Origin of the sequence: Pseudomonas sp. KCJK9111 (assembly GCF_046231935.1) — a bacterium.
Taxonomy (GTDB): domain Bacteria; phylum Pseudomonadota; class Gammaproteobacteria; order Pseudomonadales; family Pseudomonadaceae; genus Aquipseudomonas; species Aquipseudomonas parafulva_B.
The window spans coordinates 24,655-37,629 of record NZ_JBJJMO010000025.1; the positions used below are offsets into that span (position 1 = coordinate 24,655).

9 protein-coding genes and 1 riboswitch are annotated in these 12,975 nt (G+C 64.0%); of the genes, 3 read left to right on the forward strand and 6 right to left on the reverse strand.

The annotated features are described in order from the left end of the window. Positions 1–28: 28 nt before the first annotated feature. The 4 genes from ACK59L_RS10920 to ACK59L_RS10935 form a co-directional block, all read right to left on the reverse strand. The gene (locus tag ACK59L_RS10920) at positions 29–2,743 is read right to left on the reverse strand and encodes a LuxR C-terminal-related transcriptional regulator (protein WP_409273549.1); all 2,715 of its coding nucleotides are present in this window, start codon (positions 2,741–2,743) and stop codon (positions 29–31) included. A gap of 271 nt (positions 2,744–3,014) precedes the next feature. Further along, positions 3,015–4,379 (reverse strand): DUF1329 domain-containing protein, encoded by a 1,365-nt coding sequence (locus ACK59L_RS10925; RefSeq protein ID WP_326383389.1) that lies wholly within the window; start codon positions 4,377–4,379, stop codon positions 3,015–3,017. Positions 4,380–4,404: 25 nt separating this feature from the next. Further along, positions 4,405–6,291, reverse strand: a complete 1,887-nt coding sequence (locus ACK59L_RS10930) for a DUF1302 domain-containing protein (protein WP_058605863.1) — start codon at positions 6,289–6,291, stop codon at positions 4,405–4,407. A 307-nt stretch (positions 6,292–6,598) separates the two neighbouring features. Further along, a complete protein-coding gene (locus ACK59L_RS10935; protein ID WP_409273552.1) occupies positions 6,599–8,281 on the reverse strand; it encodes a fatty acid--CoA ligase in 1,683 nt (560 codons plus the stop codon). 201 nt (positions 8,282–8,482) lie between these two features. Here ACK59L_RS10935 and ACK59L_RS10940 point away from each other — a divergent pair, with 201 nt between their 5' ends. The 3 genes from ACK59L_RS10940 (at position 8,483) to ACK59L_RS10950 (ending at position 11,349) form a co-directional block, all read left to right on the forward strand. Continuing rightward, positions 8,483–9,448, forward strand: a complete 966-nt coding sequence (locus ACK59L_RS10940) for a 2-hydroxyacid dehydrogenase (RefSeq protein ID WP_196136640.1) — start codon at positions 8,483–8,485, stop codon at positions 9,446–9,448. Between the two features lie 50 nt (positions 9,449–9,498). Continuing rightward, the gene (locus tag ACK59L_RS10945) at positions 9,499–10,494 is read left to right on the forward strand and encodes a methyltransferase (protein ID WP_409273554.1); all 996 of its coding nucleotides are present in this window, start codon (positions 9,499–9,501) and stop codon (positions 10,492–10,494) included. 42 nt (positions 10,495–10,536) lie between these two features. After that, positions 10,537–10,676, forward strand: a riboswitch (yybP-ykoY riboswitch). Positions 10,677–10,764: 88 nt separating this feature from the next. Next, positions 10,765–11,349, forward strand: coding sequence for a TMEM165/GDT1 family protein (locus ACK59L_RS10950; RefSeq protein ID WP_023534668.1), 585 nt, complete (start codon positions 10,765–10,767; stop codon positions 11,347–11,349). A 58-nt stretch (positions 11,350–11,407) separates the two neighbouring features. Here ACK59L_RS10950 and ACK59L_RS10955 read toward each other — a convergent pair whose 3' ends face one another. Continuing rightward, positions 11,408–12,226: a M48 family metallopeptidase gene (locus ACK59L_RS10955; RefSeq protein WP_058605868.1), complete on the reverse strand. Its 819-nt coding sequence runs from the start codon at positions 12,224–12,226 to the stop codon at positions 11,408–11,410. Between the two features lie 124 nt (positions 12,227–12,350). Continuing rightward, positions 12,351–12,971 (reverse strand): SOS response-associated peptidase, encoded by a 621-nt coding sequence (locus ACK59L_RS10960; protein WP_409273557.1) that lies wholly within the window; start codon positions 12,969–12,971, stop codon positions 12,351–12,353. Positions 12,972–12,975: the final 4 nt, after the last annotated feature.

The following is a 12,975-nucleotide window of genomic DNA, read 5'->3' on the forward strand; positions in this document are numbered from 1 at the left end:
TAGCCACCCGCCGCACCCCCTGCCAGTGTCACTCCAGCAAGCCAAGTGCCTTCGCCTTGGCTACGGCCTGGGTGCGGCGCTCAACCCCCAGCTTGCTGTTGATGTGGCTGGCGTGCGTCTTGACCGTGTGCAGCGAGATGAACAGCCGCTCGCTGATCTGCTGGTTCGACCAACCCTGGGCGATCAGCTCCAGCACAGCCCGTTCGCGGCTACTGAGTGCATCAGCACTGGCAGTGGTGCATGGCAAGCCGGGCAACCGCTCGAGCAGCTGGGCCCGAACCGAACTGTTGTCGCTGCCCTGGACCTGCTCGCGCAGCCACTGCGGGTAGCGTTGCAGCAGCTCCTGGAACGGCTGCAGCACACCGCCACTGGCCGCCTGCAGCAGCGCCGGCAGCAACCGTGCCGCCTGTGCCTGATGCCCCTGGTCAAGGTGCAAGGCGATCAACGGGCACAAAGCGCTCACTGTCAGCATCATGCACCCACAGCCCTGGCCGCGCTCGGCAAGCTGTTCAAGGTTGCGTGCCGCCTGTGCCTCACGCCCCTGAATGCGGTCAAGTGCGGCTTGCTGCAACGCGACATGGCAGGGCAACAACGGGTGGAATTCGGGCGCCAGGGCCGCCTGCGCGCCGCCGTAGGTCTGCCCCAGGCGCGACAGCCAGGATTCGGCAAGGTCCATGCGCCCTTGCGCGAGCCAGAGTTCGCATTTGACCAAGGTGATCATCGCCAGGTAGTACACAGGTGGCACGTCCCAGATGTGCATCAGGCGTTCGGCTTCGGCGAGTTCAGTGAACGCTTCGGCGAAGCGCCCTTCCCGTCCGTCGAGCATGGCAATCACGCAATGACCGATAAGCACACTGATGTCACGGCAAGCACGTGCCTCGCCCAGGCCACCACGCAGCCGAGCCAGCCCCTGCTCCGGACACAGGCGCGCGACCAGCAGATAGCCTTCGTACAAGGTCAGCCGCGCCCGGATTGCATACAACCGCTGTGCAGACAACCCGTGCAAACGCTGTAGCCCTTCACGCACTTCGCCCAGTGCACGCACGACCTCGCCTCGGGCGTGCAATACCCGGGCCCTGTCGTAGTGGGCCAGGGCCTCGAACAGTGGGTTGCCGACGCGCTGCGCCAGTTCCAGCGCTTCCCGGTTCCAGCCCCGCGCACGCCAGAAGTCGCCCTCGGCGATTGCCAGGTTCGACAACGTCGACAGGCACACCAGGCGCTGGCCATACCGTTTGCAGGGCAGGCTCTGCAGTGCTTCGGTGCAGCAGGTCAGGGTGCGTTCACGATCGCCCCGGCCCCTGGCGATCACGCCGCTGAGCGCCAGCCACTGGGCGAGCATGGACTTCTGGGCAGTGGCAGAAGGCGCCGGCAGAAAGCGCCCCAGATGACTTGCCAGTTCCTCGGCAGCGTCGAGCTGACACGCCAGGCCAAGGGCCCAGCTGTACAACACGATCAGGCGCGGTGTGCTGACCAACAGGCTGTCGGGCAGGTCCATTTTCCAACGCAGCAGCATCGCGACGTTCTGCTCGGCCAGCAGTTGCTCTTCGGACAAGCTTTGCACAAGGTCGGCCGCAGCATTCAGGTCGCCCCCGCGCAACGCCTGCTCCACCGCCTCGTCCAGCAAGCCTTGGGACTGGAACCAGCAAGAGGCGCGCAGGTGCCGCTCGGTCAAAGGCTCGCGCGCCTGGCGGCTGCGAAGCAGGTCGGAGAACAGATGGTGGTAGCGAAACCACCGGCCGTGCTCATCCAGTGGCACCAGGAACACCTGGTGCGATTGCAGAAAATCCAGGATGGCGCTGCTGTCCTGTTGCAGCCGTACCGCGTCGCACAGGGGCGCGCAGAAGCGTTCCAGGCATGCCGTCTCGTCGAGAAAGCGCTGCACAGGCGCCGGCAGTATGTCGATCACCTCTTCGAGCAGGTAATCGCGGATCAGGCCTTCGCCACCGTGCAACGCCTGGGGCAGAACGTTTTCATCGCTGGACTCGCTAGCGGCCAGCTGCCAGAAACGCAGCCCGGCCACCCAGCCATCGCTGCGCTGGATGAGGTTGTCCAGCGCCTGGCCACGCAGCCCAGTGGGCCTGCGCCCCAGCACCGCCAGCGACTCTTCGGCGGTCAGGCGCAGGTCCTGCTCGCTCAGCTCGGCCAATTGCCGGGACAGGCGAAGGCGTGCCAGGTGCCAGTCCGGGCGCTGACGGCTGGTCACCAGCAGCACGAGGCCTGCGGGCAAGTGATTGAGGAAGAATTGCAGGCAGTGGTCCAGGACGGGACCTTGGGCAAGGTGGTAGTCGTCCAGCACCACCAGCAAGGGCGACTCGCTGCGCAAGTGCAGCGCCAACGCGTCGAGCACCGTGCCAAGCCACGGCTCGAAAGCAAACGGCTGGTGGCGCTGGCGCATCTTCAACAGCCCCATCGCCTGCCCCCCCATGGCGGGGCAGTGCTGCTGCAACCCGTCGAGCAGGCGCTCGAGAAAGCGCCCGGGATCGGCGTCTCGCTGGCTCAAGCCCAACCACAATGTGCGCCAATGGGCAGGCAGCGTCTCGCAGAACTCGATGGCCAGCGAACTCTTGCCGAAACCCGCTGGCGCACTGATCAGCAGCAACCGCCCGCCTAGCCCCGCCTGCAGGCGCTGGCACAGGCGCTGACGCGGGACGTGGCCATCGGGCAAGGGCGGTCGAAAGAAGTGCTCGTCCATCAGGCCCACGGCCTGGCTGGTGCATCCATGCGTACGGGACAGATCTGTCATGGCCGGCTCGTTCTGGGTGGACAAATACGGCGTAGGGGTGGTTGCGAGACTAGCGGTTAACGCCCTGCATTTGAAGTTGACGGGGAGACTGCGTCGGAAAAAGACTACGACAAAAAGCAACAGCGCCGATCGACGCGGGCTGGAATGGGGGCTTTGGCGGGGTATTCAGACGGTTTATCGCAATGGCCCGGCGCTTCTGCCGGGGGCTGGCACCCCCTGCATTGGCGCGATGGGGCCACCGAGGGTGGCCCTGTCACTGACTTCTTCGGTATCAGCGGATACCTGACTGACGCAGGGCCGCAGGCTGGAAGTCGGCCTTGCTGGCAGTGAAGCCGAAGTCGTAGGCACGTTTTTCTTCGTTCTTCATGCCCAGGGCCAGGTAGCGCCCCGATTGCAGATCATAGATGGCTTCAAGGGTGATCCATGGCACCTCGACGTTGTAGTACGGCTGCGCATGGGCTTCAGACACACGCCAGAGCTGGTTGCGCCCGTCATACTGGTCGATCACGGCGGCTTGCCAGGTGTCTTCGTCGATGTAGAAGTCACGCTTGGCATAGATGTGTCGCTGGCCGGGCTTGAGCGTGGCCACCACATGCCAGACGCGGCGCAGCTCGTAACGTGTCAGGTCCTGGTTGATGTGCCCTGCCTTGATGATGTCGGCGTACTTGAGTTTCGGGTCGTCGAGCTTGAAGGCGTTGGAGGCGATGTACAGTTCCTTCTTGCCTTCGAGCTTCCAGTCATAGCGGTCCGGGGCGCCGTTGAACATGTCGAGGTTATCGGAGGTTCGCAGGCCGTCTGCAGCGGTCCCCGGGCCGTCGTACGACACCTGCGGCGCCTGGCGCACGCGGCGTTGACCGGCGTTGTAGATCCACGCCTTGCGAGGTTCCTTGACCTGGTCGAGGGTCTCGTGAACCAGCAGCACGGTGCCTGCAAGGCGAGCTGGCGCAGTCACTTCCTGCTTGAAGTAGAACAGGATGTTCCCTGGATTGTTGGGGTCGTAGTCTTTCATCCGATCACGGAACACGAACTGATCGGAGAACGACACCGGGTTGAATGATCCATTCTGCTGCGGGGTCGCCTGGATGACCTGGCGGCTCACGCTGCCGCCACGGTAGCGAGTGATGTGGTTCCAGATCACTTCCAGACCGTTCTGCGGGATGGGGAACGGCACCGCCGTGCGGAAGTTGTTCAGGCCGTTACCCCCCTCCACCAGGGTGGCCTGAGTAGCGTTTTCCTTGATTGCAGCGAACACCTCGGCCGGTACCGTTGCCCCACGGTGCGTCTTGTAGACGGGAAGCTTATAGGTGTCCGGGTAGCGCTTGAGCATGGCCATCTGGCCTGGGGACAGCTTGTCCTTGTACTGCTCGGCGTTTTGCGCGGTGATGGTGAACAGCGGTTTCTCGGTACCGTAGGGGTCGGCGAGGAAACCTTTGCCATCGACGCTGCCGGCCGTCTTCGAGAGCGGCTGCCATGGCCCGATGGAGCCATCAGCATTACCGGCCTTTTCCGCGCCCATGGGGGTCAGGGTGGCACCCAACTTGGCCGCTTCGCCGGCCGGTACTGCCGCCATCACGCTGGTTGCCAGCAGGGACAGGCCCAGCACACCGGCTTGCAGCAGACTTCTGGTGTTGTTCATGTCGTGTCGTCCTGGATCCGTATGCTTAGAAGTTCACGCCGAAGCTGAGGGCGAGGAAGTCGCGGTCATCCACGGTGCTGTACTTGCCGTCGAAGAAATTGGTGTATGACAGGCTGGCGGTGTAGGTGTTCTGGTACTCGGCATCCAGCCCCAGGCTGACCGCCTTGCGTCCCTCCTCGAAGTTGCCGCCAGGGCCTGGCGAATAACCGGAGACGTCATGGGACCAGGCCACGCTCGGCTTGAGGTTGACGCCTGCGAACACATCGTTGTAGTCCCAGATGACCCGGGCGCGGTAGCCCCACGAAGTGCTGGTGGTATAGCCGTCGTTCTCGCACTTGCGGTTCAGGTTGGCTGTCGAGGCACCGGCGCCTGCGCCACTAATGGTGCTGGTGTTGAGCGCCTGGCAGGTATTGGCCCCACCGGTGGCGGGCAACGGGCCGGGGCCGAACACCGGGTCGCGGCCGTAGCGTGTGTCGTAGGCGCTTTCCAGGCCGCCGACATGGGTCACGCCCACCTCGCCCACCACGGTCATGCGGCTGGCACCCATCACCTGGTCGAAGAAGTGGGTCAGGGTGGTCTGGAACTGGGTGACTTCCTTGCGCCGGTAGCCATGCAGGTCCTGGCCAGGCACGCCATCGAGCAGCGAAGCGTTGCTCAAGGCGCCGCCCAGCGGGCGCACACCGGCGAACAGGATGTCGGTGGTGTTGAGCTGCACAGGTGCGTTGGGACGGTAGCTGATCTCACCGCTCCAGGCGGTGCCGGTGGGCAGTGTGGTGGAGAAGCTCAGGCCATAGAGGCGGATGTCCTCGGGGTACTCGACGAAGTACTTGGAGTTGCCAGCCACGATCAACGGTGCCAATGCACGCAACTGCGCTGGAAGGGTCGGGATCGCGGCGAAGACCGAAGGCGAGGCGCCGGTTGCGCTGAAGATCGGCGCACGGCTGTGATAGTTCATGAAGTAGGCGCCAAACTCGGTGTCCAGCGGCTCGAACATGTAGCGCATGGCCACGCCGAACTGCCCGCTGTCACGGGCATCACGGTCGCCGCCACGGCGCACCATCACCCCTTCTTCGTTGAGGTTGACGCCGCGGGTGGCCAGGAACTGGCGAGCGGCGGCAGGCACGGTACGGCTGCTGTTGAGCACACGCAGGTTGTCGGTGCAGCCGTCGGCAATGATGTCTGGTTGCGAGAAGAACGTGCCGCAGTTGTCGACGACGGTCTGGTCCCACTCGAGCTGGTAAAAGGCCTCGGCCGACAGGTTGTCGGTCAGGCTCTGGGAAACATAGAACATGTTGACCGGAATCAGGCCTTCCTTGATCTCGGCCCCTGGCCGGCGAAACGCCGACACGTCAATTGGGTTGACGGCATTGATGCCGCTGCCGATGAAGGTGCTCTCGCCCCAGCTGACCACTTGCTTGCCCAGGCGCACCGAGCCTGGCTGATCGCCGATGGAGTAGTTGTGGTAGACGAAGGCGTCGAGCAGCTCGGCACCGGAGGACTTGGCCCCTTCCTTGCGGTTGGAGTCGCTGATGTCCTTGAATTGCCGGCCCTCGTCCTTGAGTTCGAAGTCGTACCAGTACTTGCCGCGTACGAAGATGCCGGTATCGCCGTACTTGAGCTCCAGGTCGTGGATGCCCTTGAAGATCTTGGAGAAGGTCTCGCCCTTCTTGAAGTTGAGGTGGCCATCGTCGGACGTTTGCGAAAGGCCCTTGCCGCCGTTGTTGACCCCGATCAGGTTGCGGTTGGGACTGGCTGTCGACCAACTGGCGCCGATGGAGAGCGACGAGTCGAACTGGCCTTCGATTTCACCGATGTTGAAACTGACCGCGAAAGCGGGACTGGCAAGGGTGGACGCCAGGCTGACAGCCATCGGCAACCTGGCCCTGCGCCAGAACGGGTTTGCAGATTTCATCGACGCTACTCCATGTTCTTTTTTGTTATGGCAGTGGTGCTTTCAGGAATGGCCCGAACGACCGGTGTGCAAGACAGCGCCTGCTCACCCTCCCCTCCCGAAAAGCCCCTGGCCCCGACTATAGCCACCAAGGCACAGGCGCTCGATCCCTCTAAAGTGTGATTTGCGCTCCGTGCCGCCTGGGCGGTGCTGTGTGCTCCGATTGCGCCCCGGCCGTGCTGAAGAATGGCGCATTTGCGCCATTTGGCAAGCACTGCTCCGCTCTGGCATGCGGGTTGGCCCAGGACAGATTGCCGCATGCCCGCTTTCACAGGGTGGACAGGAAGGCACTGTTGCAGGCCTGCCACTCGATGATGTCCTGGCGGATGCGTTTCTTGTCGAGCTTGCCGACACTGGTCTTGGGAATTTCAGTAACAAGGGCGATCTGGCTGGGGATGGCCCACTTGTTGATGCGCCCCTGCTCTACGAACGGCTTGAGGTGTTCCTTGAGTGCCCTGGCATCGATCACCTGGCCTTCGCGCACCACCACCAGGGCAAACGGGCGCTCGCCCCACTGGGGATCGGCCGCCCCTACCACAGCCACTTCCCGCACAGCCGGATGCCGGCTGATCATGTCTTCCAGGTCCAGCGAGGACAGCCACTCGCCACCGGTCTTGATCACATCCTTGATGCGATCGCGGATGTCGATAAAACCCATGCTGTCGAGCGTGGCGACGTCGCCGGTGTGCAGCCAGCCGTTCTCCCACAGCGCCTGGCTCTTTTCCGGCTCCTTGAAATAGCCCTGCGTCAGCCACGGCGCACGCAACACCAGTTCACCCTGGGTTTCACCGTCGGCGGGCAGGAAATGCCCTTCTGCATCGATGATGGCCGTTTCCACCAGCGGCACCGGTACACCGGCCTTGATGCGGTAGCTGATGCGCTCATCTTCGGTGCCGGCCTGCAATTCGTCGTTGAGGTGCGCGGCACTGATCAACGGGCACGTCTCGGACATGCCGTAGGCTGCTGTCAGCTGAATGCCCCGGGCAAAGGCCGCATCGTAGAGCGAACGGTTCAGCGCACTGCCGCCGATGATGATTTTCCAGCCGGCGAAATCCACACCTGTGCCGTGGGGGCAGTTGAGCAGCATCTGCAGGATGGTCGGTACGCAGTGGGAGAAGGTGACCTGCTCTTCGCGCCACAGCTTGAGCAGCATCTCGGGCTCGTAGCGGCCCGGGTACACCTGCTTGATGCCCAACATGGTCGCAACGTACGGAATACCCCAGGCATGCACGTGGAACATGGGGGTGATGGGCATGTACACGTCATTGCTGCCCAGCAGCCGCACGCTGTCGATGCTGCCCATGACCGAGGCTTCGGCCAGGGTATGCAGGACCAGTTGCCGATGGGTGAAATACACCCCCTTGGGGTTGCCCGTGGTGCCTGTGGTGTAGAAGGTGGTGGCGACCGAATGTTCGTCGAAGTCGGGGAAATCGTACTGCGTGCTCGCCCCAGCCAGCAGCTGCTCATACTCGCCGACCAGGTTGGGCAAGGCCGCATGGGTATCCACCCCGTCGGTCAGCAGCACAGTGCGCTCGACCGTGGTCAACTGGCCGGCAATGGACTGGTACAGCTCGATGAAGTCACTGTTGACCAGCACCAGGCGGTCTTCGGCGTGATTCATGGTGTAGAGAATCTGGTCGGGCGAGAGGCGCACGTTGATGGTATGCACCACTGCGCCGATCATCGGGATGGCGAACATGCACTCAAGATAGCGGTGGCTGTCCCAGTCCATCACTGCCACGGTGTCGCCGGCCTTCACGCCGGCTTCGCTCAGCACGTTGGCCAACTGCGCGATGCGCTGGCTCAACTGCGCATAGGTCAGTCGCACCTGGTCCCGGTAGACGATCTCACGGGTCTTTTCGTAGCGGCTGGCCGACATCAGCAGGCGCTTGATCAGCAGGGGGTAGGCGTAGGCGTCGTCGGCGGGCTTGAGGAGACGGGTCTGCAGCATAAATATCCCTTTTATTGAGGCGCGGGCTTGCAAGGCGTGGCGTCACTGTAGTGCGCGACTGCGCCGGTCAAATCAGCCGAAGGAATGATTTGGCCGGTGCAGCCTGCGGCGCCAGGCGTTGACGGGCGGCAAGCAAGGGCTGGACACTGATCCACAGGCGTCAACCAGACCTCATCCCCTTTTGTTGAACCGGAGCCCCCTATGCCCAGCTCGCGCCACGCCGTTTTTCTCGACCACGACTCCCTGGACCTGGGCGACCTGGACCTGACGCCGCTGCACCGGTCGTTCGATTCACTGGCGCTGTTCGCCGCCACGACGCCCGAGCAGGTGGCCGAACGTCTTCAAGGCGCTGTTGCGGTGATCAGCAACAAGGTGGTGCTCGACGCGGCCTGCCTCGAAGCCAACCCACAGCTCAAGCTGATCCTGGTGGCTGCTACCGGCACCAACAACGTCGACCTGGCCGCCGCCCGGGCGCAAGGCATCACGGTCTGCAACTGTCAGGGCTACGGCACACCTTCGGTTGCCCAGCACACCCTGGGCCTGCTGCTGGCACTGGCCACGCGCCTGTGTGATTACAACAAGGCGGTGGCCGAGGGACGATGGGCCAAGGCCAGCCAGTTCTGCCTGCTGGACTATCCGATCGTCGAGCTGGAGGGCAAGACCCTCGGCCTGCTCGGCCATGGCGAACTGGGCGGTGCGGTGGCACGCTTGGCCGAAGCCTTCGGCATGCGCGTGCTGAGCGGGCAGATTCCAGGCCGGCCGAGCCGTGCCGACCGCCTGCCACTGGATGAGCTGCTGCCACAGGTCGACGCCCTCACCCTGCATTGCCCCCTGAATGAGCACACTCGGCACATGATCGGCGAGCGCGAACTGGCCCTGCTCAAGCCCGGTGCACTGGTGGTCAATACCGCACGTGGCGGGTTGATCGACGAGCAGGCGCTGGCCGATGCATTGCGCAGTGGTCATTTGGGCGGGGCTGCAACCGACGTGTTGAGCGTCGAGCCTCCGGTAGACGGCAACCCCCTGCTCGAACCTGGCATCGAGCGCCTGATCATTACCCCTCACAGCGCTTGGGGGGCTGTCGAGGCGCGCCAGCGGATCGTTGGCCAACTGGCGGAAAACGCCCAGGCGTACTTTGCCGGGCAGGCACGCCGCGTGGTCGGCTGAGGCACAGTCGCGGCTCTGCTACACTGCGCGATTTTTCGGAGGCGTCGTCCATGGACCCGCGCAGTGAAGTGTTGCTCCGCCAGGCAGAGCTGTTCCAGGGCCCGCTGCTGATTGCCGGGGCCCCGGCCGATGGCCTGTTGGCCCAACTGCCCCAGGCCCATGCCTGGACCTGGCACGCAGGCGATCACGCCCTGCTCGAAAGCCGCTTTGTCGGCCGCTGCCACTGCGCGGTGGAGCCCCCGGCGGTGGACGTGCCCACTGCCGTGCTGTTTCTTCCCAAGTCGCGCGAGCTGGCGGCTTACCTGCTCACTACCCTGGCCGCACGCCTGCAAGGCGGCACGTTGTACGTGGTGGGTGAAAAACGCGGGGGTATCGAAAGCGTCGCGCGGCACCTCCAGGCTTTTGGCAAGCCGCGCAAACTCGACAGCGCCCGGCACTGCCAACTGTGGCAGGTCAGCGTTGAACAGGCGCCGCAGGCAGCCGCGCTGCACACACTGGCCAAGCAGTTCGAGCTGTCACTGCCAGACGGCCCCTTGCAGGTGGTGAGCTTGCCTGGAGTCTTCAGCCACGGCCGCCTTGACCGAGGCACGGCGGTGCTGCTGCGCCACCTGGAGGCGCTGCCAGAGGGCCACGTGCTGGACTTCGGCTGCGGCGCTGGTGTGCTGGGGGCGGCAGTGAAACGGCGCTACCCTGGCAGCCACGTGACGATGCTGGATGTGGATGCCTTCGCCGTGGCCGCCAGCCGCCTCACCCTGGCGGCCAATGGCCTGGAGGCCGAGGTCGTGCAAGGTGACGGTATCGATGCGGCCCCTTTGGAGCTGGACGTGATACTGAGCAACCCGCCGTTTCACACCGGGGTCCACACCGATTACCAGGCGTCGGAGAATCTTCTGCAAAAATCGGCCGTTCACCTGCGAAAAGGCGGCCAAATACGCTTGGTAGCCAATACTTTCCTGCGCTACAAACCGATCATCGAAGCGGCGTTGGGTAACTGCCAGGTCCTGGAGGAAGCCGACGGGTTCAGGATCTACCAGGCAACACGCTGATAAAAACAGCGCTTGCCGAAACCGTTTCGCCTAGGCAGAATCCGCACCGTCCTAGGGGAGTAGTCTCCCGCGAGCGCCACGCTCGCCCGGTACGCGTCAACATACTTGGTCCACAGACCATGGCGCGTGCGACCCACCATGCAAACGTGCATGGCCAGGCCTGCGCAGACAGGCCCGGGGTTTGACAAGACCTATGACACGCACACCTTACCCGGGGCGGGGAGGTCGTACGTGTCATAGCCGTGTCGACCCGCCCCCGTAGGAATCCTGATGCTGGAATCTCTGCTGGTACCCACCGCAATCGTTGCCCTGGCCGAAATCGGCGACAAGACGCAGCTGCTCGCGCTCATCCTCGCTGCCCGCTTTCGCAAGCCCTGGCCCATCATTGCCGGTATCGTCGCCGCCACGCTGGCCAACCATGCCGCAGCAGGTGCCGTGGGCGCCTGGTTCGGCAGTTTCTTCAGCGACGCTGCGCTGCATTGGATCCTGGCCGCCAGCTTCACCGCCACGGCCCTGTGGACGCTGGTGCCGGACAAGATGGACGACGACGAAAACCCTGCGCGCCGCTTCGGGCCGTTCCTGACCACGCTGATCGCCTTCTTCCTGGCCGAGATCGGAGACAAGACTCAGGTCGCCACGGTCATGCTGGCCGCGCAGTACCCTCACCTGATCATGGTCATCGTCGGGACCACGCTGGGCATGCTGATCGCCAACGTGCCCGTGGTGCTGGCGGGTAATTTCGCCGCGGACAAACTGCCGCTGACGCTGATTCGCCGCCTGGCGGCCGCCGCGTTCTTCGTGCTCGCGATCGTTGCGGTCTACACGGCCATGAAGGCCAGCGGCTGGGTGGGTTGAGGCACGGGCGGGCAGAGCGGAGCCTTCATGGCACTCGCTTGCCCGCCTGCAGCGGGCCTCAGGGCTTGGCCGCTGCCTGATACAGCGGCATGACTTTGGGGATGGCTGCCTGCAAGGCGGCAATACGGCTGGCCGAGGCCGGGTGCGTACTCATGAACTCCGGCGGTGCCCCTTCCGAAGCCTTGCTCATCTTGTTCCACAGGGTGATGGCCGCGTTCGGGTCGTAGCCTGCACGCGCCGAGAGCTCGAGACCGATCAGGTCTGCTTCGTTCTCGTTGGCCCGGCTGTTGGGCAAGGTCATGGCGTAGTTCACCACGGTGTCGGCCAGCGCCATGCTGTCCTGACCCAAACCGAAGATGGCGCCAGCACCCTGGCGCGCCATTTCCACGCCGTAGGCCTTGGACATCGCTTCACGGCTGTGCTCGCGCAAGGCGTGGGCGATTTCGTGACCGACGACGGCCGCGATCTCGGCGTCGTTGAGCTTGAGCTGATCGATCAGGCCGGTGTAGACGATGATCTTGCCGCCTGGCCCGCAGTTGGCATTGAGCTCATCGCTCTTGATCACGTTGACTTCCCATTTCCACTGCGCAGCGTCCGGCCGGAACTGGGGCGCCTGGGCAATCAAACGGTTGGCGATAGCCTGTACACGCCTGGCATCTGCACTGGATTTGTCGAGCAAGCCCTTGCTGGACGCTTCCCCCAGGGTCTGCTGGTACGACTGGGCGTACATGGTGTTGACCTCGTCGGGCGAGAGCATGCTGAACATGTACTGCTTGCGCTCAACGCCCACCGCACCGCCGCTGGTGGTGTTCACCCCTTGGCAGCCAGCGAGCAGGATGCCAGCGCTCATTAGGCTGATGACAAAAGACTTACGCATGGAAACACTCCTTTTTACATGCGCCGTATCCTAGGATGACTCATAGGTGGGCCGCCATAGCCGCAGGGAAGATTTTGCACACCCTCCCGCTCTGCGCGGCGAGCAACCGAGCATGCACTGGCACTCAGGCCGGGGTGAGGCACTCGGGCGCGTCCAGTTTCGGGTCGTTGACGAAAGGCGCCAGGGCCCGCTCGCGCAAGGGCACCGAGGGGCTTGCCAGCAATTGCTGCAAACGGATCAGCGGCGTCTGCGGGTCCAGCCAGGCAGCCTGCCCTGCTTCGTCCAGAATCAGGGGCCTACGTTGATTCATCGCCGCCTGGGTGACCACGGCGCAGCTGAGCCAGACGTGTTCCTGTACGGCATAAGCCTCCCACACAGCGGCGAAATACAGCGACGCCCCCTCGCCCGGTGTCAGCCAAAAGGGCCGTTTGCGCACGCTGCCTCGCCACTCATAGAAACCATTGGCCGGTATCAGGCAGCGTCGTTGGCGAAAGGCTTCGCGGAACATCGGCTGCTCGGCCAGCGTTTCGGCGCGGGCATGGGCGGGGGTGCGGGAAAGGTCGGTGAGCCACGGCGGCGTCAGGCCCCAGCGCGCCTTGGCCACTTGCAGCTGCCCGTCCAGCTGGCGCTGGATGAGGACGGTATTGCCGGGCGAAATATTCCACTGGGCGGGCTGCCCGGCAGGAAAGCCAGGCAGGCTGGCCAATGCCTGGGGCCAGCGGAACAGGGCGTAACGTCCACACATGAGG